Origin of the sequence: Clostridium hydrogenum, from assembly GCF_021432385.1 — a bacterium.
GTDB classification, from domain to species: domain Bacteria; phylum Bacillota; class Clostridia; order Clostridiales; family Clostridiaceae; genus Clostridium_S; species Clostridium_S hydrogenum.
Genome location: NZ_JAEACT010000002.1, coordinates 642414 through 663329, shown reverse-complemented (window position 1 = coordinate 663329; position 20916 = coordinate 642414). Strand labels below are relative to the sequence as shown.

General features: G+C 31.1%; 20 protein-coding genes and 1 pseudogene. 12 read left to right on the top strand and 9 right to left on the bottom strand.

The window, feature by feature from the left end; translation table 11 throughout:
• The 3 genes from CUEA01_RS03095 to CUEA01_RS03085 all read left to right on the top strand — a co-directional run bounded on the left by CUEA01_RS03095 (position 1) and on the right by CUEA01_RS03085 (position 4010).
• Positions 1 to 1044, top strand: coding sequence for an ABC transporter permease (locus tag CUEA01_RS03095; RefSeq protein ID WP_234117933.1), 1044 nt, complete (start codon positions 1 to 3; stop codon positions 1042 to 1044).
• Positions 1041 to 2042 carry a galactofuranose ABC transporter, permease protein YjfF gene (yjfF, locus tag CUEA01_RS03090; RefSeq protein ID WP_234117932.1) on the top strand — a complete coding sequence of 334 codons (1002 nt, stop codon included), beginning with the start codon at positions 1041 to 1043 and terminating at the stop codon, positions 2040 to 2042. Before CUEA01_RS03095 ends, yjfF begins: the two co-directional genes overlap by 4 nt.
• Before the next feature lie 195 nt (positions 2043 to 2237).
• Positions 2238 to 4010, top strand: a complete 1773-nt coding sequence (locus CUEA01_RS03085) for a sensor histidine kinase (RefSeq protein WP_329603963.1) — start codon at positions 2238 to 2240, stop codon at positions 4008 to 4010.
• Between the two features lie 635 nt (positions 4011 to 4645).
• Here the strand turns inward: CUEA01_RS03085 and CUEA01_RS03080 are convergent.
• The 3 genes from CUEA01_RS03080 to CUEA01_RS03070 all read right to left on the bottom strand — a co-directional run bounded on the left by CUEA01_RS03080 (position 4646) and on the right by CUEA01_RS03070 (position 7777).
• On the bottom strand, positions 4646 to 6100 hold the full coding sequence (locus tag CUEA01_RS03080) for an NADP-dependent glyceraldehyde-3-phosphate dehydrogenase (protein WP_234117930.1): 1455 nt from the start codon (positions 6098 to 6100) through the stop codon (positions 4646 to 4648).
• 658 nt (positions 6101 to 6758) lie between these two features.
• Complete coding sequence (hsp18, locus tag CUEA01_RS03075; RefSeq protein ID WP_234117928.1) at positions 6759 to 7205, bottom strand: heat shock protein Hsp18; 447 nt, start codon at positions 7203 to 7205, stop codon at positions 6759 to 6761.
• Positions 7206 to 7474: 269 nt separating this feature from the next.
• Positions 7475 to 7777, bottom strand: coding sequence for a hypothetical protein (locus tag CUEA01_RS03070; protein ID WP_234117926.1), 303 nt, complete (start codon positions 7775 to 7777; stop codon positions 7475 to 7477).
• A gap of 742 nt (positions 7778 to 8519) precedes the next feature.
• Here CUEA01_RS03070 and CUEA01_RS03065 point away from each other — a divergent pair.
• Together CUEA01_RS03065 and CUEA01_RS03060 are read left to right on the top strand one after the other, a co-directional pair.
• Entirely contained in the window at positions 8520 to 8834 is a 315-nt protein-coding gene (locus tag CUEA01_RS03065; protein WP_234117924.1) for a hypothetical protein, read from the top strand.
• A 246-nt stretch (positions 8835 to 9080) separates the two neighbouring features.
• Positions 9081 to 9764: an HD domain-containing protein gene (locus tag CUEA01_RS03060; protein WP_234117922.1), complete on the top strand. Its 684-nt coding sequence runs from the start codon at positions 9081 to 9083 to the stop codon at positions 9762 to 9764.
• A 77-nt stretch (positions 9765 to 9841) separates the two neighbouring features.
• Here the strand turns inward: CUEA01_RS03060 and CUEA01_RS03055 are convergent.
• Together CUEA01_RS03055 and CUEA01_RS03050 are read right to left on the bottom strand one after the other, a co-directional pair.
• Positions 9842 to 9949: pseudogene (locus tag CUEA01_RS03055) on the bottom strand (Cof-type HAD-IIB family hydrolase); the annotation flags it as partial.
• A gap of 37 nt (positions 9950 to 9986) precedes the next feature.
• Positions 9987 to 10790 carry an SDR family NAD(P)-dependent oxidoreductase gene (locus CUEA01_RS03050; RefSeq protein ID WP_234117919.1) on the bottom strand — a complete coding sequence of 268 codons (804 nt, stop codon included), beginning with the start codon at positions 10788 to 10790 and terminating at the stop codon, positions 9987 to 9989.
• Positions 10791 to 10876: 86 nt separating this feature from the next.
• Here CUEA01_RS03050 and CUEA01_RS03045 point away from each other — a divergent pair, with 86 nt between their 5' ends.
• Complete coding sequence (locus CUEA01_RS03045) at positions 10877 to 11251, top strand: MerR family transcriptional regulator (protein WP_234117910.1); 375 nt, start codon at positions 10877 to 10879, stop codon at positions 11249 to 11251.
• A 272-nt stretch (positions 11252 to 11523) separates the two neighbouring features.
• Here the strand turns inward: CUEA01_RS03045 and CUEA01_RS03040 are convergent, their stop codons facing one another.
• The gene (locus CUEA01_RS03040; protein ID WP_234122171.1) at positions 11524 to 11685 is read right to left on the bottom strand and encodes a hypothetical protein; all 162 of its coding nucleotides are present in this window, start codon (positions 11683 to 11685) and stop codon (positions 11524 to 11526) included.
• Between the two features lie 184 nt (positions 11686 to 11869).
• Between CUEA01_RS03040 and CUEA01_RS03035 the strand changes: the two genes are divergently transcribed.
• Positions 11870 to 12550 (top strand): HD domain-containing protein, encoded by a 681-nt coding sequence (locus CUEA01_RS03035; RefSeq protein WP_234117895.1) that lies wholly within the window; start codon positions 11870 to 11872, stop codon positions 12548 to 12550.
• A 337-nt stretch (positions 12551 to 12887) separates the two neighbouring features.
• Here the strand turns inward: CUEA01_RS03035 and CUEA01_RS03030 are convergent, their stop codons facing one another.
• Together CUEA01_RS03030 and CUEA01_RS03025 are read right to left on the bottom strand one after the other, a co-directional pair.
• A complete protein-coding gene (locus tag CUEA01_RS03030; protein ID WP_234117893.1) occupies positions 12888 to 13751 on the bottom strand; it encodes a Cof-type HAD-IIB family hydrolase in 864 nt (287 codons plus the stop codon).
• 146 nt (positions 13752 to 13897) lie between these two features.
• The gene (locus tag CUEA01_RS03025) at positions 13898 to 14356 is read right to left on the bottom strand and encodes a MarR family winged helix-turn-helix transcriptional regulator (protein WP_234117891.1); all 459 of its coding nucleotides are present in this window, start codon (positions 14354 to 14356) and stop codon (positions 13898 to 13900) included.
• Positions 14357 to 14518: 162 nt separating this feature from the next.
• Between CUEA01_RS03025 and CUEA01_RS03020 the strand changes: the two genes are divergently transcribed.
• The 5 genes from CUEA01_RS03020 to CUEA01_RS03000 all read left to right on the top strand — a co-directional run bounded on the left by CUEA01_RS03020 (position 14519) and on the right by CUEA01_RS03000 (position 19523).
• Positions 14519 to 14785: a metal-sensing transcriptional repressor gene (locus tag CUEA01_RS03020; RefSeq protein WP_234117889.1), complete on the top strand. Its 267-nt coding sequence runs from the start codon at positions 14519 to 14521 to the stop codon at positions 14783 to 14785.
• 14 nt (positions 14786 to 14799) lie between these two features.
• Positions 14800 to 17247 (top strand): heavy metal translocating P-type ATPase, encoded by a 2448-nt coding sequence (locus CUEA01_RS03015; RefSeq protein ID WP_234117869.1) that lies wholly within the window; start codon positions 14800 to 14802, stop codon positions 17245 to 17247.
• Between the two features lie 95 nt (positions 17248 to 17342).
• A complete protein-coding gene (locus CUEA01_RS03010; RefSeq protein WP_234117867.1) occupies positions 17343 to 17600 on the top strand; it encodes a heavy-metal-associated domain-containing protein in 258 nt (85 codons plus the stop codon).
• 175 nt (positions 17601 to 17775) lie between these two features.
• A complete protein-coding gene (locus CUEA01_RS03005; RefSeq protein ID WP_234117865.1) occupies positions 17776 to 18579 on the top strand; it encodes an MBL fold metallo-hydrolase in 804 nt (267 codons plus the stop codon).
• Between the two features lie 35 nt (positions 18580 to 18614).
• Positions 18615 to 19523: a DUF4163 domain-containing protein gene (locus CUEA01_RS03000; RefSeq protein WP_234117863.1), complete on the top strand. Its 909-nt coding sequence runs from the start codon at positions 18615 to 18617 to the stop codon at positions 19521 to 19523.
• Between the two features lie 67 nt (positions 19524 to 19590).
• Here CUEA01_RS03000 and CUEA01_RS02995 read toward each other — a convergent pair whose 3' ends face one another.
• Positions 19591 to 20655, bottom strand: a complete 1065-nt coding sequence (locus tag CUEA01_RS02995) for a D-glucuronyl C5-epimerase family protein (protein ID WP_234117861.1) — start codon at positions 20653 to 20655, stop codon at positions 19591 to 19593.
• Between the last annotated feature and the right edge of the window lie 261 nt (positions 20656 to 20916).

Below are 20916 nucleotides of genomic sequence, written 5' to 3'. Positions count from 1 at the left end.
GTGGAAGAGAACGAGCAGAAGAGTATTCTAAAAAAGTTCTATAAGTCAGCTGTTTTTTGGCCATTAGTATGTTTGGTTTTACTCCTTATATTTAATCTTATAATAAATCCTGGATTTTTAAATATAAAAATTAAAAATGGTCATTTGTTTGGTGATCTTGTTGATATATTAAATCATTCCGTACCTTTAATGCTCATATCTTTAGGTATGACAATAGTTATTGCAACACAAGGAATAGATATTTCCGTTGGTTCAATAATAGCAATTAGTGCATGTATTTCTGCAAGTGTACTTTTAAGTACCTCAAGTGTACCTTTAGCTATTATAGCAGGAATTGTTGTTGGAATAATATGCGGTATGTGGAATGGAATGTTGGTATCCTTTATAGGAGTACAGCCAATGGTAGGTACTTTAATTTTGTATATTGTAGGAAGAGGCATTGCACAGCTTATAACTGGAGGACAAATACTTACCTTCACTAATAAGTCCTATATATTTATAGGAACTGGATATATCGTAGTTCCATTTGCAGTATATATAGCCATTGCTTGTGTATTTTTAATTTATTATCTTATGAGAAAAACTGCATTAGGTCTATTTGTAGAGTCCATAGGTGTAAACAATACTGCTAGCAGATATTCTGGTATTAATTCAAGAAGAATCATTTTTTCGTTATATGTTATATGCGGTATGCTTGCAGGAATCGCTGGAATAATAATATGTTCAAATATTAAGAGTGCTGATGCAAATAATGCAGGTTTATGGATGGAGCTTGATGCAATTTTAGCTACAGTAATAGGTGGAACGTCAATGAATGGTGGAAGGTTTTACCTTGGAGGAACGGTAGTAGGTGCTTTATTTATTCAAACTTTAACGACTACGGTTTATAGTATGGGAGTAGCACCAGAGGTTATTCTTGTGGTTAAGGCACTTGTTGTAATTGTAGTATGTCTTTTGCAGTCACCTGATTTTAGAAAGATGTTCATTAAAAAGTCAAAAACCACAAATAATGATTATAAAGTTAAGAAGGTGGCGAAAGTATGAGCGAGGGGTCAATTAAGAAAAAGAAGTTTAAATTAAATACAGCTTATATATCAATTTATGCTACAGTTGGTTTGTTTTTGGTTTTGTTTATTTGTGGTTCTGTACTATACTCTGGATTTTTCTCAGTACAGGTATTTTCTAATTTATTTATAGATAATGCTTATCTTATAGTAATAGCCATAGGAGAAACCTTTACAATCCTTACAGCAGGAATAGATTTGTCTGTAGGTGCAATGATTGCCTTTGTGAGCATGATTACAGCGGATTTGTTACACAAGGGAGTCAATCCTTTTATAGTAATAGTATTTGTTTTAATAGTAGGAGTTGTTTTTGGAACAGTGCAAGGTGTTTTGATACAAAAGTTTAAGCTTCATCCGTGGATAGTAACTTTGGCAGGAATGTTTTTTGCAAGAGGAGCAAGCTATTTAATAAGTATTAACACTATAACTATAGATAATTATACTTTTTCAAGTATTTCAAGGTTTAGAATTCCAATTGCCCCAGGTGCTTTTATTTCAATAAATGTAGTTGTAAGTTTACTTGTAGTTGCTGCAGCTATATATATTCTTAAATACACTAGGTTTGGAAGAACAATATATGCCATTGGAGGCAGTGAAAGTTCTGCTATGCTAATGGGACTTCCAGTTGAAAAGACAAAGATACTTGTATATACATTTTCAGGATTTTGTTCCGCGTTAGGTGGACTTTTATTCACTATATATACTCTATCCGGATATGGGCTTCACTGTAATGGTACTGAAATGGATGCAATAGCTGCGTGTGTTATAGGGGGCATTTTACTTACTGGAGGGTTTGGATATGCTATAGGACCACTTTTTGGAGTGCTAACTACAGGAATAATCCAAAGTTTAATAATGTTTAATGGAACACTTAATTCATGGTGGACAAAAATAGCTGTAGGAATGCTTTTGTTTATATTTATTGTATTGCAGAGATTTATAGTAATTAGGAATGAAAAGAAATTTGTGAAGCAATAATGTTGCAGAACATTAAATAAATATCATAAATCTAAGAAGCTAATTGTTAAAAGGCTAAGAAGTTTCAATAACTCGCTGGACGCTCAGACAATTTAAACTTCTAAGCCTTTTAACAATTACCTCCTAAGATTTATTGATATTTATTTAAATAGTACTGCAACATTATTGCTTCACATAAACGGGGGTTAAGGGAAGGTGGATGCATTGGATACTATTAAGAAATTATTTTTAAACGGTAAAATAGGAAATAAGCTTGCGGTATATTTTTTAATGGTAATACTAATACCTACCGTTACTATAACGACCCTTGGAAATTTAATGTATAAGAAATCAATGAGTAGTGAGCAAAATGCAAATACAAGGCAGATGATACAGCAGATAAGTAATAATGTTGATTTTTACATAAAGGGTAATGAGAATATAATGACATATTTATCAGATGACCCTAGAATATTGAAATTTATAGGTTTGGAAACTACCAATGAAGCTGTTGAAGATGAGGCAAGTAGAACTATATTAAAGTTTTCAAGCTTGCATCCAGAGATAGAAGGTATAATGGTTGTATCTAGCAAGGATACTTACGTTAGTGATATAATGTACAGAATATCAAGAGATCCGCTAACAAACGAGGAATGGTACATAAAGGCAGCAAGAAATCCTGAGACGCTGCAAATATTTAATAGGCCCATCGGAAGAAATATTAACAATGTTTTTCAATATCCCGAAGATGATGTAGTATCTATATCTAAAGCCATAATAGACAAGGAAACTAATAAGTGTATTGGTGTAATACTAGCAGATATAAAAGTTAATGTCATAAAGGGCGTTATTGAAAATGCAAAGCCTGGACAAAATGGATTTGTATATATTGTGGACAATAATGGTAAGATAATATATTCCCCTGTAAATAAAGTGGTTTATAGAATAGAGGATAATTGGATAGAAGACTTAAAGGATAAAATTTTAATTAAAAATATAAAAGGAAATGAATATGAAATTATGAGTGTAAATTCATCATATACGAAATGGAGAACAGTAGGAGTTTTTCCTATAGAAGGGGTACAAAGGATAATTAAAAATATAAAATATGCCTCCTTTGCTATTGCAGTAATTACACTTATAACGGCTGAACTGCTTGCTATATTTTTTACAAAGTCTATAGTAAATCCAATAACTGAATTAAAGGGACTCATGAAAAAAACGGAACAAGGAGAATTTGATATATATTTTACTCAAAAGTATGATGATGAAGTGGGCGAGCTTGGAAGAGCATTTAACCATATGGTAAAAGAAATTAAAAAGTTAATAGGGCTTGTTCAAATACAAGAAAAGAAAAAAAGAAAGGCAGAAATAGAGATATTGCATGCTCAAATAAAACCTCATTTTTTATATAATACGCTTGATACAATACAATGGATGGCGCAGGAACATAACGCATCAGATGTTGTATTTATGGTTAATAATTTAAGTAACATCTTAAGAATTGGCTTAAATAGCGGTGCTGAAATTATTAAGGTTAAACAAGAAATAGAGCATGTAAAAAGCTATCTTGCAATTCAAAAAATTAGATATGAAGATAAACTTAATTATGAGATAGATATACCGGAAGAAATAATGAATTTAAAAGTATTAAAAATAACATTGCAGCCATTGGTGGAAAATGCCATATATCACGGTATAAAAGAAAAAAGGGGAAAGGGCAGGATTCATATTAAAGGGCAAATTAAAGATAATAAATTGAACTTTATAGTTGAAGATAATGGAGTAGGAATCAGAGAGGATAAGTTAAAAGAAATAAATGCCATGATTCAAAATACTAACAACGTAGATAAGGACTTTTTAGGATATGGGATATTTAATGTTAATGCAAGGATAAAATTAACCTATGGTAATGAATATGGAGTTGAATATTCTAGTGAATATGGAATTGGAACAGTAGTAAATGTATGGTATCCAATAGTAGAATGATAAATTCAGAGTACGGTTAAATATTGTGAAGCAAAGTGTAGTGCAAAATCAAATAACATGGGACAGGTACATTAAAAATAATGTGGTCTACGAGTATCTCAAAATCTTAAATAAAATTAATAAAACTAAGTGGCAAATTTTTCGAAAACTTAAGAACTTTCAATAACTCGCTGAGGGGAAGCTCAAACAATTGAAAGTTCTAAAGTTTTCAAAAAATTCCCCACTAAGTTTTATACAATTTTATTTAAAATATTTTTTCGACACTCGTATACCACATCATTTTTTTAATGCACCTGTCCCATGTTATTTTGATAATTTCACTGCATCTTTATTTCCGTACAATGTTTAAATAAGTTGATCAGTTAATGTACCAATTAGATCCTTTTAATATACTATTTGTTAAAATATCTCAAAATTCCGTAGGCACGGAGGAATTTTTACCTTAAACCACTGTAATTGCGAAGTAAGAGCGTTTTGGAACGATTTAAATAGCATCTTATAAATCTTAGAGGAAAATTCTTAAAAGACTTAGAACTTTCAATCTGTTTGAACGTTAGTGAGTTATTGAAAGTTCTTAGGATTTTGAGAATTTTCCTCTTAGATTTATTAATGCTATTTAATGTTCCAGAATGCTCTTACTTCGCAAGATTTAATACGACTGCTTTAAGTCTTGTCATGGCTTCGATGCTGTAACGTATTCCCTGACTGCCTATACCAGAAGATTTTACACCTTGGAATGGGAAATGATCTGGTCCTCTTTCAGGTTTGTTGTTAATTTGAACAGTTCCAACTTCAAGCTTTCCAGCAATGTAAAAAGCATCATCCATATTTTTAGTGAAAATTGAAGCTTGAAGTCCATATTCGGATTCATTAGATATTTTAATTGCTTCGTCAATATTTTTTACACGTATTATAGGAAGTACAGGACCAAAAGGTTCCTCCCAAGCAAGTCTCATATCTGTTGTAACATGGTCAAATAATGTAGGATAAACTAAGTTTTTTTCGCGCTTATTTCCTGCAATTAATTTTGCACCTTTATTTATTGCATCATCAATTAATTCTTGAACATAATCAGCTGACTTGTTATTTATAAGTGGAGTTATTTTTCCTCCATCTTCTGGTTTGCCAACTTTCAATTTATTAACTTTTTCTGCAATAAGATTTGTTAGTTTATCTGCTACTTCATCTAAAACAAGTACTCTTTTTACGGCAGTGCATCTTTGACCAGAATAGCCATATGCTCCTGAAACTATATTACTAGCGGCTTCTTCAAGATCAGCATCAGGAAGAACAATTGCAGCATCTTTTCCTCCAAGCTCCATAAGCATAGGAACCATTTCGGAGATTTTTGCTATATGTTTTCCTACTTCTGTACTTCCTGTAAAGTTTATGAAGTTAACAAGCTTATGAGTTACTAAATAATCACCTATTTCAGAGCCTTTTCCTGTTACCGTATTTAAAACTCCAGCAGGAAGTCCAGCGGCATTGAAAATTTCAGCTAAATGGAGTGCACTAATCGCACCATTAGTAGGAGGTTTTAATACAACACTATTACCACCAATTAAGGCAGGAGCAATTTTTGAAGCGGATAAATTAACTGGATAATTAAATGGTGATATGGCAAGAACAACACCTAAAGGAACTCTAGTTACTAAAGATACCTTGTTTTTCTTGAAGCCAGGAAAATTATCAGAACCTATAGTTTCACCTTCAAGATGCATTCCTTCATCAGCTGTAAATCTTATAAAATCAGCAGTTCTTATAACTTCTGATAAGGATGAATCCAAATCCTTTGATATTTCAGCTGATAAGATTTTTGAAAGTTCATCTGCATTTTCTTCTAGTAAATCAGCTGCTTTGTGAAGTATTTTAGCACGTTCATTTACAGGAGTTTCAGCCCAAGTTTTTTGAGCAATATTAGCATTTTTAAAAACTTCATCTACTTCTTCCTTAGAAAGAGCTTGAAGTTTACCTATAAGAGTATCATTAGAAGGAGAATAAATTTCTATTACATTTTTATTTTTTGCATCAATCCATTTACCGTTAAATAAGTTCTTATATATTTTATCCTTAGATATATTTTCAAACATAAATTACATCACCTCTATAAATAATAATTATTTCCTAATACGTATTATTGTATAATTACATATTACTACTATTAAAAAAAATTGCAAGAGTATTTTTTAATAATAAGAGCGATAAGTAAAAAATAAAAATGATAAAGTACAATTTGTCGAGGAGAAGCCAAAGTACAGAGTACAAAGTACAAAGTACAATGAAGGAGGATTTTTCTCCACTATCGCTGCGAAAAAATCTGAAAACTTATTTTCTTTATTGCTGCGCAATCGCGCCATTGATGGCGCTCAGCGAAGCTGACACCATTTAAGTTTAAGATTTACCTGAGTAAAACGAAAGGTAAATCATCCTTCATTGTACTCTGTACTTTGTACTTTGTACTCTGCTCTAAAAATTGTAATTTGCCAGAATAAACTTGATATTTGCAATTTCAAGTTTCAAGGTGGTTTATCTATAAGATAGTTTATGCTATTATAAAAAAATAAATACAGCACTTTGATGTTATAGGGGGAATCAAAGTGCTGTATTTAAAATGTTTATGAATTTATATGGGCTAAAGCCCAAACCCCTAGGCTAAGTTTAGTAATGGGAATATATTTTTGCTTGGTTCATTTGAAATTAGTAGTAAAGAGTTCATGAACTTAGATGGGCTAAAGCCCAAGCCCCTTGTTAGTGTATATCTATTTTTCTTCTATCTTCTTTGCCTTTTTGTTTTTTGGGGAGAGTTATTCTTAATACTCCATCTGTAAATGAAGCATCAACTTTATTTTCATCAACATTATCTACATAAAAGCTTCTTTTGAATTCGCCATAGTTTCTTTCACGTCTTACGTAGTTTTCTTGTTTATCTTCTAATACATCTTCTTTTTTTGCGGATATAGTTAAGTAATTATTTTCATAATCAAGAGAAATATTATCTTTTTTCATTCCTGGAAGATCAGCCTCAACTAAATATTGGTTGTCATCTTCTTTAACGTCTACTTTAAAACTGTTGTTATTGAATATTGTTGGTGCAAAGAAATCGTCTGAGAAAAAGTTATTAAAGAAATCTTCGAAATAATCACCTCTTTTTGATACACTATTGTTATTTCTTTTAAAAGGAACCATTCCAAACATGTTAACAACCTCCTAATAATTTGATTTATATTTAAATTTAGTATTTATTTTATTATGGATAAAGTACTTTGTCTTTGTTAAGTGCTTTATCTTTACTACACTTAAATAATAAATCGAAAGTCAAAGAAAGTCAAAGTTTAAAATAGAAACTGAAAATTTGATTTGGATAGAAAAGATAAGCTTTATGAATGTAAATTTATTTTTTAAGTAAATTTGGCTAATTTTCATAAAAAATTAGCCAAATTATGTATTATAAAATTGTATGGTATTTAAAAACGCATATTAAATAAAGTTCCAAAATTCAACCAACCATTTGACCTTGAAAGCTTATCCATTTTTTCTAATACTTCACCTGCACTATTTCCAACAGTGATTTTTTCGATAAAAACTGCCTGGTAAACGCCACCAACTACATGTTTTAAAACAACTTGGGGGATTTGACCTTTGCTCAATTGATTTTGTCCATTCAATATAATTCTATCAATAATTTGGTTTTTAGGCTCATACTTTTCTTTAAACTCGTTTAATAAAAGTTCTGCTTGCTCTTCTATCTTTATCTTTTCTTTTTTCATTAAATATAATCACCTTACCTTCCTTAAAATCATATTTTAAAGTATTCTTGTTATGTAATATGGGTTACTAAAGATAGACAACCTAAAATATTGAAATTGTAAATACCGAATGTATCCTTATGCTAATATTTTCAATTCACAATTCACAGTTCACAATGCACAATGAAGGATACACATACTAGGGGTTTGGGCTTTAGCCCATGTAAATTCATGAACCTATGCATATTAATTTCAAATTTAGCAAACAAAAATGTATGCGTATTATCAAGCCTTGCCTAGGGGTTTTGGCGTAAAGCCCATGTAGGCTATTTAACTTAGTATACGTACTTTCAATAGTAGTGAAATAAAACTTTGTATATTAATAAACTTTCGTGAGAAAAATCTTAAATTATAAGCTCCGCCTAGTACCATAAATGGTGCTATTGCGTAAGCAATAAAAAAATAAGTTTTAAGATTTTCTGCAGCAAAGCGGAGGAAAATCCTCCTTCATTGTGAATTGTGCATCGTGAACTGTGAATTGAAAAATATTGCTGTCAGGATAAACTTGGAATTTGAGATTTTAATGTTCTAAATTGTATATATATGTTTATTGGGGTATAGTTTTTTAATAATGGTTATTATAACATAATTTTAAAAATATGACACTTGTTTCACTTAAAATAGTGACGAAAGTAACTTGAATATGTACATATAAAATTGCTACAGTATAATAAAAATACTGGATTAGGGGTGTGATGTATATATGTCTGTAAATTCATCGACTGGTTTTGCCACTGTTATTAAGCAAAATAAATATATGAAATTATTTAGTGATCTAGGTGCGATTGATGCGGAACATGCAATTTCTATGAACAACCGTGGAATTATGGGACATCATGTATTTGACAGGATGGTTAATAGAGGGGTTTTTATTGAATGTGAACGTGGAAAATTTTATATGGATGTTAATGCGGCTATAAGATTTAGAGAGCTAAGGCACAAAAGAGCTATAATTGCAGCAGTAGTTGGTTTAGCAATTATATTTGTTATGGTGGGATTTGGACATATGCAAATATAATATTAATCAGCATAATCATGATTAAAGAAAGGAGCGAAGTAACAATGCTTCGCTCCCGCGGTAGTTCAAGAAAAAAATCCTCCGTGCCTACGGAATTTTAGGCATGAAGATTTTTATAACAGTGAAGTTAATAAGAAATGAGGTAAAAAATGGTATAATAATTATTGATTTTAAGTTTTATATGATATATAATAAAGTATATTGCGAACAAATGTTCGAAAATAAATATAAAAAGAAGTGTTACATATGGAAAAAGGAATGTATTTAAAAATTGAAAAGCATATGCTTACTTACATGATGAATGATGGTGCACATGATTGTCAGCATATTTATCGTGTATTGTATTATGCTTTGGATATAGCCAAGGATTACAAGGTTGATATGGACGTGTTAATTGCTGCATGCCTTTTACATGATATTGGTCGAGAAACTCAGTTTAAGAATCAAAAGTGTAGCCATGCTGTTGTTGGGGCTGATATGGCATATAAGTATTTATGTGAAGAGGGATGGAGTGAGGGTAAAGCAAATCATGTTAAAGAATGTATATTCACCCATACATATAGAAGTGACAATTTGCCTAAGACAATAGAAGCCAAAATTTTATTTGATGCAGATAAATTAGATGTTACGGGAGCTGTGGGTATAGCTAGAACTATGGCTTACGGAGGAATTGTTTCAGAACCCTTGTATTCTGTCGATGATAATGGAAATGTTCTTGATGGGAATGGTGATGAACAGCCATCATTTTTCAAAGGATATAATTGGGAGTTAAAGAATATATATGATAAGTTTTTTACTAGCCGTGCAAAGGAAATTGCAGAAAAACGTAGAAAAATTAGCATTGATTTTTACGAAAGCATGTACAAAGAAGCTAGCTCGGTTCATAAAATAGGTTTGGATGTATTAGACAATTTATTTATAACGGAATAGATCATATCTTAATTTTATTAATTTAGTTAAAAGACAATTAAAGCTGATTTGTATGTTGCAAAAAATCAGCTTGATTGTTACTTTTGCTTGTCTAAAACTTTATAAATTGCTTTCGCTACACCTAAGTTATCATTAGTGTTAGTAATACATTTTGCAACTCCCTTTATTTTTGGAATGACATTCCCATGGCAACAGATTATGCGAATTCAGCAACTAGTTTTGTTATAGTTCTTTAATGCTGATTTTTTGGTTGTGGCCAGAGTTTCCCGCATAAGGAAATAGCGGCGAGCTAAGTTTAAATTCAAAAGTTTCTCTGTCTACAAAGCCTACGCTTTCATTACTATCATATAATTTAAGTAAAAAATCAGCCATTTGTTCACTTGTATGATAAGTGCCAAAAGTTTTATTATAATCATATTGAGAAGTATTATTAGCGACTTTTCCAAACTCTGTTTTTGTGGCAGCAGGTGCTAAAACTTTTGCTTGCAGTTTAGCATTACATTCTTTTAGTTCTTGTGCTAAGCCTTCAGTAAAAGTGCTTACAAAGAATTTAGTCGCACAATAAGTGATTGCATTTGGAACAATAGTATAACCGCCTGCGGAAGAAATATTAATGAGCTGTGTGTCAGAAATATCTTTGTAATCATGGACATAAAGGGAAGATAAAATCGCTAAAGCTTCTATATTGAGGTGAAGCATGGTTTCAATTTTATTTAAATCTTGATTTGCAACACTATCATAATTACCAAAGCCTGCATTGTTAATCCAAGTTTCAATTGTGTAGTTTCTTAAATCCTCATAGAGCTTATAGACGTTTTGTGTAATAGATAAATCTGTTGATTTTATTATTATGTCAAGAGTGGGATACTCTTTGAAAATTTCCTCTTTTAATTTTTCTAAATTACTTTTGCGGCGGGCAACAACAATTAAATTTTTACCTCGTTTAGCAAAAGCCTTTGCTGTTTCATATCCAATACCAGAACTGGCACCTGTAATAACTATATAAGTTTTATCATTATTTTTCATTTGAAATGCCTCCTTAAATTTAATATACTTATACTGTACAATTTAGAGTAAACTCTAAGTCAAGCATTTATTAAGGAGAAATTTATATGAATTATTCAATTGGAGAATTTTCAAAAGTTACGGGTATAAGTGCTTTTACACTTCGTTATTATGAAAAAGAGGAATTAATTATTCCAAGTCGCAGGGAAAATGGCAGACGATTCTATACTGATGTAGATATAAAATGGGTGGAATTTATAAAAAGGTTAAAGGATACAGGAATGCCTATTAAGGAAATTAAGAAATATGCAAAACTAAGAGCCATTGGGAAAACTACTATGAACGAACGAATGGACATGCTAACAAACCATAGAGTTATACTTAAAGGAGAAATTGAAAAGTTGCAAGAACACTTAATAAAATTAGATGAAAAAATTGATTTTTATAAAAATGAAATCACTAAAGAAGAAGACGGGAAATGATGCAAATTAGGTATAGAAATTATTGATTTTAAATTCATGGCAAGTTTTTAGTACAACAACAAGGATGATTCTCAGAAACTAACATTTAAAGAGAAATTTTATCGGCTACACTACAAAAATTTAAAATTAGATGTTTATTTTTATGAAAAATTTGATATAATATAAATAAGAAATGCTTAGTGGTGGAACACTAAGCATTACCTAGAACGTTTATTTTGTTTTAGGGCTATCGGATAAGAATTTAATTTAATATTTAATTCAAGAGAAAAGCACTAATCATTGGTGGATGGGTGCTTTTTTTCTTTGCTGTTTATTTCTATGTGAACTCCAAGAAATTTTATTTCTATAATTAAATTAGAAACAAATAGATTATGTTTTAAAACAAGTCTAACAATGTAAATAACAGCTATACTTTTTATAATCAATTCTAGCATATCCAATACCACCCCCTAGCTACAGTGAAATAAATTCACCAATAGCCCAAGGAAGATAAAACGAGCAAAACCACCGCAGCCATCCTTCTGCGGATAACAAATTTATACTTAAATATTGTAGCATAATTATGAATGAGGATATATATGAATTTAATGGAAAAATAATTGAAAAGAAGTGTTGTATGTGGAAAAGGAAATGTATTTAAAAATTGAAAAGCATATGCTTACTTGCATGAAGGATGGTGCGCATGATTGTCAGCATATTTATCGTGTCTTGTATTCTGCTTTGGATATAGCTTCGGATTACAAGGTTGATATGGATGTGCTAATTGCTGCCTGCCTTCTACACGATATTGGTCGAGAAGCACAGTTTAAGAATCAAAAGTGTGATCATGCTGTTGTTGGAGCTGATATGGCATATAAGTATTTATGTAAAGAGGCATGGAGTGAAAGCAAAGCAAATCATGTGAAAGAATGTATATTCACTCATAGGTACAGAAGTGACAATTTGCCTAAGACAATAGAGGCGAAAATTTTATTTGATGCAGATAAATTAGATGTTACGGGAGCTGTGGGTATAGCTAGAACTATGGCTTACAAAGGAATTGTTTCAGAACCATTTTATTCTGTCGATGATAATGGAAATGTTCTTGATGGAAATGGTGATGAACCGCCGTCATTTTTTAAAGAATATAATTGGAAGTTAAAGAATGTATATGATAAGTTTTTCACTAGCCATGCAAAGGAAATTGCAGAGAAGCGTAGAAAAACTAGCATTGATTTTTATGAAAGCATGTACAAAGAGGTTAACTCAGTTCATAAAACGGGTTTGCATGTATTAGACAATTTATTTGTAACTAAATAAAGTATATTTTAATTTAAAGGACAACTAAGAGGTTGTGCAGTAAGATTATTTAATATGTAACTTAAAATTATTGCGAACAAAGATAATCAATTCACAGTTCACAATGCACAATGAAGGAGGATTTGTCTTCCTTTCGTCAGGCAAATCTTAAATTTAAATATTATAAGCTTCGCTTAGCACCATAAATGGTGCTATTGCGAAAGCAATAGAAAAAAATTAAATTTAAGATTTTCTGTAGCTTTGCTACAGAAAATCATCCTTCATTGTGAATTGATTTAATTCGTAATATTTAAGATTTGTATATAAAATAACTTTATTCTACAGTCCCTAATTGCTATTATTGTTTTTCTAAAACCTTGTAAATTGCTTTTGCTACACCAAGATTATCGTTAGTATCAGTAATGTATTTTGCAATTTTCTTTATTTCTGGAATGGCATTTCCCATGGCAACGGATTCTGTGAATTCTGTGAACATGGAGTAGTCATTAAAACTATCTCCTAAAACTAAAACTTCATCTCTTTTAAGTCCCATTTTTTCAGATACTTTTGCAAGAATGATTCCTTTTTGTGCAGTAATATGTGTTATTTCCATATTATCTTTAAAGGAAGATGAAACAGCAATTCCATTTAGTTCACCTATAATCTTTTTTAGCTTATTTATAAGTTCAATATTTTTATGAAAAGCTACAAATTTTCTTATTTCTATTCCGCTATTTAAAAATTCTTTTAAGTCTTTAATATAATTAAGTTGTGTGAAAAATGGCTGAGTTTTAGCGAATTCTAAGGCCTCGTCCTCTGTAAACTCTGGATTAAAAGATAAAGTTCTATATAGCATTTCTTTTAAGGCTTCTTCTCTAGTGTCTGTAGTGTATATGCCTTTGCTTGTAAAAATTCTTGCAGATACCTTTTCTTTTTGAAGTATCTTTATGATTTCAGTTGCGGTTTCTAATTCTATATTAATTTCTTCTAAAATATTTCCGCTCTCATCCCTGTATTCTGCTCCATTCATAAGTATGCATTGACAGTTTAAATCATTTCCTAATAAATGGTCTTTAACGGAGTCATATTCTCTTCCAGTAGTGATTGCAAATGTAATTCCTGTTTTTTCAGCAGCTTTTATAGCTTCAACTGTAGCCTTATCAATAGCATGTTTTGCATTTAATAGAGTGCCATCCATATCTGATGCAATAAGTTTTATCAAAGTGAATCATCCCCCTTTAGTAATTAAGTTCAATTTATATTTTAAGCTATTTATAATCAAATAGATAGAGTTTGGCTTTTTCATATGCATTAAACAAGTTAATTATAGGTTAAGATTTTTATTTAAGCATGGTTTTATTACATGTGTTAAAGTTTGAAATCTTGTAAAAGCTTTAAAAGTTCCTTGTTTGTTTCAATTAGAGTTTTAACGTCTTCCTTAGGCAGTTTTTCTAATGCAAAAGCCATAGCTTTGTAGGAAAAGGCATTTTCAGAAGATTTTTTTGACAATTCTTTACCCTTTGCAGTTGAAGTTAAATGAATTTCTCTTCGATTTTCTTTAATAATATTTCTGCTAATAAGTTCTAAGTTGACCAAGTTATCAATATTAATGCTAACTGTGCTTTTGGGGAGCTTTAGAGTATCCGTTATTTCTTTAAGTGTAATTTCAGGTTTTGCACTGATTAGATTTAAAATTCCCATTTGCATTAACGTAAGTCCCAAGCTTTCAGCATTTTGCGATGTTAATTTTGTTAAGATTCTACTAATAGAAATAAAAGATTGAACAATTTCGCCTGCTTGTTTTGTATTAGAAAATTCATATTCCATAATTTATATCTCCTCAATACAGTTCAATTATGAACAGTTCTTATATGAACTATATTAAATTATTTATAAGTTAAAGTCAATACAGATAATCATTATCTATTGACTTTTAAAATAATAAGTGCTATTTTAAAAATATAGACACCATACGGGAGGGGGGTAACAATGAATAAAGAAAAAGAAGAAGCCGTAAGAGCATTAAAAACATCGAAAGGTCAAATAGAGGGCATAATAAGAATGTTAGAAGAAGGAAGATATTGTATCGATGTTTCAAATCAAATAGTTGCAGCTGGATCTTTATTAAAAAAGGCAAATATGCTTATATTAAAGCAGCATCTTAATCACTGTGTTAAGGAGGCGTTTTTGCACAATAATGGTGAGGAAAAGGTTGATGAGATAATAGCATTACTTTCTAAGATTAGCGACAAATGAAAAGGTGGTGAAGCATGGTGAACAAGACTTTTGATATACAGGGTATGACCTGTGCCGCATGTGCAAGAGCTGTTGAAAGGGCATCAAAAAAGTTAGATGGAGTCGAGGAGGCAAATGTAAATTTAGCTACAGAGAAACTTAACATAAATTTTGATGAAGCAAAGGTAAGTGTTAATGATATTCAAAATGCTATAGAAAAGGCAGGATATAAGGCACTTACGGAGTCTACAAAAAAGGTACTTAATATAAAAGGTATGACCTGCGCAGCTTGTTCAAGAACAGTAGAAAGGGTTACGGGAAAGTTAGATGGAGTATATGAAGCAAACGTAAATTTAGCTACAGAAAAATTAAATGTAAGTTTTGATGCAGCAAAGGTAAGTGTTTTAGATATAGAAAAGGCAATAGAAAAAGCAGGATATAAGGCTTCTACGGAAATGGTTTCTACTGATGAAGATAAAAAGGAAAAAGAAAAAGGTATAAACTCTCTTTGGAGAAGATTTACTATATCAGCTGTATTTGCGGTGCCACTTTTAGTTATAGCCATGGGGCCTATGATACTTCAGGCGCTAGGTATTATGCTTCCAAAAGCAATTGATCCAATGGAACATGAAAAAGCATATGCAATTATAGAACTTATATTAGTTTTGCCAATAATATATGAGGGAAGAAAATTCTTTCAGGTTGGGTTTAAAACTTTAATTAAAAGAAGTCCAAATATGGATTCACTTGTTGCAATTGGTTCATCGGCAGCATTTTTATACAGTGTGTTTGGGGTATATCAAATGTTTTCTAAAAATACTTCAGCACAGCTTTATTTTGAATCTGCAGGTGTCATACTTACGCTTATAACTTTAGGAAAATATATGGAGGCAGTTTCAAAGGGCAAAACCTCAGAGGCTATAAAAAAGTTAATGGGGCTTGCACCTAAAACGGCTAAAATTATACGTGAGGATAAGGAAATTGAAATTCCCATAGATGAGGTTAAGGTTGGAGATATTATAGTAGTTAGGCCTGGAGAAAAAATGCCTGTTGATGGTAAAGTTGTAGAAGGTAATACATCAGTAGATGAATCAATGCTTACAGGAGAGAGCATTCCTGTAGAAAAGAATATAGGGAGCAGCATTATAGGCGCTAGCATAAATAAAAATGGTTCAATCAAATATGAAGCTACCAAGGTTGGCAGGGATACTGCTTTAGCACAGATAATAAAACTTGTTGAAGATGCTCAAGGTTCAAAAGCTCCAATAGCAAAGCTTGCAGATATAATATCTGGTTACTTTGTTCCAGTAGTAATTACTTTAGCTGTTATTTCTTCAGCTGCGTGGTATTTATCAGGTAAAGATATTACATTTACACTTAATATATTTATATCCGTACTTGTAATAGCCTGCCCATGTGCACTTGGACTCGCTACGCCAACAGCAATTATGGTTGGAACGGGAAAGGGCGCTGAATATGGAGTACTTATAAAGAATGGAACTGCTCTTGAAAATACACATAAAGTTGAAACTGTAGTTTTTGATAAGACAGGTACTATAACAGAAGGAAAGCCTAAGGTTACAGATATTGTTGCTGCTGGAGGTACTCATGATAATTATTTACTTCAAATAGCCGCATCGGCTGAAAAAAGCTCAGAACATCCACTTGGAGAGGCAATAGTTAAAGAAGCAGAAGAAAAAAATATTGAGTTTTTGCAGGTCACAAACTTTAAGGCTGTGCCAGGTATGGGTATTGAGGTTAATATGGCTGGTAAAAAAGTTTTACTTGGAAATAAAAAGTTGATGAATGAAAGAAACATATTTTTAGCTAGTTTAGACGAAGTTTCAGATAAACTTGCAAGAGAAGGTAAAACGCCAATGTATGTTGCCGAGGATGATAAAATTTTAGGTATAGTAGTTGTTGCAGATACGGTTAAGCCTAGTAGTAAAAAGGCTGTAGAAAGACTGCATAAAATGGGAATAGAAGTGGCAATGATAACAGGTGATAATAAAAGAACAGCTGAGGCAATAGCAAAGCAGGTTGGCATAGATAGAGTACTTGCAGAGGTTTTACCAGAGGATAAAGCAAGTGAGGTTAAAAAGATTCAAGCTGAAGGCAGAAGAGTTGCTATGGTTGGAGATGGAATAAACGATGCACCAGCACTGGCTGAGGCAGATATAGGAATGGCAATAGGTTCAGGAACTGATGTTGCAATTGAATCTGCAGATATAGTTCTAATGAGAAGTGATTTAATTGACGTTGCCACAGCTATTGATCTTAGCAAAAAGACCATAAAGAATATAAAAGAAAATTTGTTTTGGGCATTTGGATATAATACACTTGGAATACCAGTAGCTATGGGAGTTTTGTATTTATTTCACGGTCCGCTTTTAAATCCAATGATAGCAGCACTTGCTATGAGTTTTAGCTCAGTATCTGTTCTTACAAACGCCCTTAGACTTAAAGGGTTTAAACCTTATTAAGTTGGTTCCCAATAATTTAAAATTATGCATTAAATAATTATTAGTATATAACCATTAAATATATCTAAAATAAAAATTACAGGAGGAATTTAAAGATGGGAAAGAAAATATCAATAGAAGGAATGAGTTGTCAGCATTGCGTAATGCATGCTAAGGAGGCACTAGAAAGTATAGGTGCAGCAGATGTAAAGGTAGATTTAAAAAAGAAATCTGCATTCATAAGTAATGAGATAGAAGATGAAAAAATAAAAGCTGCAATCGATGATGCTGGTTATGAAGTTACAAAAATAGAGGAAGCATCAGAAGAAGGCGGTTTAAAGCTTAAGGGCCTTTTTAAGAAAATAAAGGGATAAAAGTAGGTAAGGCTTTAGAACATAGAAGAAATTATTTAAGTATAGTTTCTTCTATGTTTTTTTGTTGGCTATAATTTAAGCAACTTTATTAGAAATGCATATAAATTTGACACGATAATCGGTATTTTGTAACATGTAATTATACACATGATTTTATATGAGGGAGGGCAAAATTATGTTAGAAGGTAAAAGTTTGAGCAATCTTCCTGAGGAATTATTTGATAATACACCATTAAAGCCTACAAAAGTTTTTGATGATTTATATTGTATTGGTAGCAGAAGTGTTGTAGCATGGGTATTAGACACAACAGAAGGAATTATATTAATTGATTCTATGTGGGATAATCATGATGCACAATTAATTATTGATGGAATGAAAAGGTTAGGTTTAGATCCCAAAAGGATTAAGTATATAATTGTAACACATGGTCATGGCGATCATTATGGTGGTGCTCAATTTATTAAAGATAAATATAAAGCTAAAATTGCTATGAGTGAAACGGATTATAATTTTATGAATACAATGAATAGTGGTGCAAATGGACCGCGTTCGCCAAAATGTAGTGTTGATATTATGATTAGCGATGGTCAAAAACTGCAGCTAGGAGATAAAGAAGTAATTATTGTGGAAACACCTGGTCATACGCCAGGATGCGTATCCTTGATTTTTCCTGTAAATGATGGTGATAAAACATATAATGTGGCGCAGTGGGGTGGATCTGGTGCCCCAGTGGACTTAGATGGAAAAATGGCATATCAAAAGTCTATTGAGCACTTTGCTAAATATGCTAAAGAAAAGCATGTAAGTGTGGAAATTACAGCGCATTTATTTTCCGAAAATGGATATGCTAATTTGGAAACTGTTTCGAAAATGGAAAATGGTGAAGCTAATCCTTTTGTTATAGGTGAATTGGGAATTGAGAACTATTTTAATGATTTACGCAAATATATACAAAATATAATTAAAGAGCAGAAATGATTGAAGTCATATTATTTGGAGGAGATTAGAGTTTTATGAATAAAAAAATTATAGCTATTTCTTTATTATCTTTAAGCTTTTTTATGGCAGGATGCACAAGTAATAAGGATGTTAAATCTACTTCCGCCAATGTTAGTATTCAAGGTAATAAGACACCTCAAGCGCAACAATCAAATACTGACAATACAACAAAAAATGTAACTACTAATGATACTAGCAGTCAAGAAAAAGTTACCAATAATCAAAACGCAGAAACTGCACAACAATCAAATAAGCCAGTGGCAACTTATGGGGTAGTTTCAAATGTATATAAGAAGCAAAATATAATAATAAATTATCCAGAGATTATAAATTTAGGCGACAATAATAAGCAAAGTACAATAAATCAACTAATTAAAAATGACGTATTGTCATATGTAAATAATAATATTACTCAAGATGCAGCCTTGGAATTAAAATACAGTATAAAATTGCAAACTTCAGATTTGTTAAGTATTAACTATTATGGTGTGGCAATGGGGAAAGGAGCTGCTCATCCTAATAATATATTTTATACTACAAATATTAATATAAAAAATGGAACAAAAATTAGATTATCTGATGTTGTTAAAATAGATCAAAATCTTATAAACGCCTTTAAAAAAGGTCAATATATTGATTTGGAAGCTAAATATACAAAGGCTGAAGAAGCAGAAATTGTTAAATATGTTAATAGTGTCAGTAACAATGATTTGATTAAATATTTCAGTGGAGCTGATAGTGCAGATATTGAAAATATAAATCAATGGAGTACCTTTAGCTATTTAACAAAGGATTCTATTGTTATTAGTGTAATTGTTCCACATGCACTGGGTGATCATGCAGAGTTTAGTATAGAGTATGAGAACATACAAAGTAATATAAGTGATAAAGATAGTGTTTTGAAGACTTTAATAAATAATTAATTAGAGTTTCATTGCAAGGAATTAAAAACATAGAAAGAATTATATGAAAATAATTCTTTCTATGTTTTTAATTTATATATGAAATCCATTTTTTTTCATATTCCTTAAGTTCAGCATCTCCAGTTACCTTACTTAATGCATTTAGTAATTGTATATGAACGGCATGATAATTGGAAGCACTTTTAGGAGGTAGTTTATATGTAATGTAGCTTAAATCATATAGACTAAAACCACCTATATCATAATATGGGAGTATGATTTTTAGTGTTTTTATACCTTTTTCAAAATAGGTTTGTGCTACTTCCTTTGATTTATCAGGGCTATTTACTTGAGTCCAATCATATAATCCCAATAAAGTAAACATAAATCCATTGAGAGTATAAGAGGATGGTTTACTAATGTATTCTTCAAAAATGATATTATTTCTAAGAGATGGAGCTAAGGGTTTTAAGTCATTAAGAGTGTCCATGCATCCACCCTGTGAAATTGGTTTTATTAAAAAATCTAAAGCTTTGCTTCCAGCTTCTATGTATTTATCATTTTTTGTTAGATAATAAGCCCTTGACAAGACACTTAGAGCTTGGCCTTGAGCCATTCCACAAACCCAACCTGGCTTATAGGGTTTTTCTTGTAAGTAGTATTTCCAAGTAAAATTATATCTAAGTGAACCATCGGGACTTTGCATCTTAACTAATTTATCGGCGAGGGATATAAATTTTTGCTTTAAACTCTCATTTTTAGTATTCAGCCATTTATCATGGATATTTAATGCATATTGATCAAATGTAACAGGGTCAAAATAAAGTTTATTTCCAACCTTAAGCTTAGGAATGCCATCATTATCTATTCCGATTAGTGGATAATCTTTATAATTTATTGTTGAACCATAGTGAAAATAGCTTCCAAATGGATTGTAATCAACCATTCTATCCTTATAATTAATCCCAAGCTTTTTATAAGCTTTTTTAAACTCGAGAACAAGTTCTTTATTGCTTTTTTGCGAGTCATTAGATGTAATTTTATTCATATAGTTTAACTTTTTATTTCTGGATGACAAAAGACAACTAAAAGTAACAATAATTCCAATAACCAAAGTTACTTTTAGTATAATTGGTAATTTTTTATTGAGCATTTTATAATAATAACCTCCTAAAAACAAATCTTGTTTTAGTATACCACTTCCTTTAGGTAAAATCTACAAAATAGGTAATTGGGTTCAATTAATGGTTAAGTATATATATAAATTCATTATCCTTACATTTCTCCATGATTATATTAAACACATATAGTATTTTACACTTATATATAAAGTGTAAAGGTGAGTTATTTGTTTAATTATTGTAAGCAAAAATGATATAATTAAAGATAAACCGCTTGAAACTTCAAAATTAAT

Coding starts and splice junctions, on each gene's coding strand:
- yjfF (WP_234117932.1), top strand. CDS start 1,041: ATGAGCGAGGGGTCAATTAAGAAAAAGAAGTTTAAATTAAATACAGCT.
- CUEA01_RS03080 (WP_234117930.1), bottom strand. CDS start 6,100: ATGTTTGAAAATATATCTAAGGATAAAATATATAAGAACTTATTTAAC.
- hsp18 (WP_234117928.1), bottom strand. CDS start 7,205: ATGTTTGGAATGGTTCCTTTTAAAAGAAATAACAATAGTGTATCAAAA.
- CUEA01_RS03070 (WP_234117926.1), bottom strand. CDS start 7,777: ATGAAAAAAGAAAAGATAAAGATAGAAGAGCAAGCAGAACTTTTATTA.
- CUEA01_RS03065 (WP_234117924.1), top strand. CDS start 8,520: ATGTCTGTAAATTCATCGACTGGTTTTGCCACTGTTATTAAGCAAAAT.
- CUEA01_RS03060 (WP_234117922.1), top strand. CDS start 9,081: ATGGAAAAAGGAATGTATTTAAAAATTGAAAAGCATATGCTTACTTAC.
- CUEA01_RS03050 (WP_234117919.1), bottom strand. CDS start 10,790: ATGAAAAATAATGATAAAACTTATATAGTTATTACAGGTGCCAGTTCT.
- CUEA01_RS03045 (WP_234117910.1), top strand. CDS start 10,877: ATGAATTATTCAATTGGAGAATTTTCAAAAGTTACGGGTATAAGTGCT.
- CUEA01_RS03040 (WP_234122171.1), bottom strand. CDS start 11,685: ATGCTAGAATTGATTATAAAAAGTATAGCTGTTATTTACATTGTTAGA.
- CUEA01_RS03025 (WP_234117891.1), bottom strand. CDS start 14,356: ATGGAATATGAATTTTCTAATACAAAACAAGCAGGCGAAATTGTTCAA.
- CUEA01_RS03020 (WP_234117889.1), top strand. CDS start 14,519: ATGAATAAAGAAAAAGAAGAAGCCGTAAGAGCATTAAAAACATCGAAA.
- CUEA01_RS03015 (WP_234117869.1), top strand. CDS start 14,800: ATGGTGAACAAGACTTTTGATATACAGGGTATGACCTGTGCCGCATGT.
- CUEA01_RS03010 (WP_234117867.1), top strand. CDS start 17,343: ATGGGAAAGAAAATATCAATAGAAGGAATGAGTTGTCAGCATTGCGTA.
- CUEA01_RS03005 (WP_234117865.1), top strand. CDS start 17,776: ATGTTAGAAGGTAAAAGTTTGAGCAATCTTCCTGAGGAATTATTTGAT.
- CUEA01_RS03000 (WP_234117863.1), top strand. CDS start 18,615: ATGAATAAAAAAATTATAGCTATTTCTTTATTATCTTTAAGCTTTTTT.
- CUEA01_RS02995 (WP_234117861.1), bottom strand. CDS start 20,655: ATGCTCAATAAAAAATTACCAATTATACTAAAAGTAACTTTGGTTATT.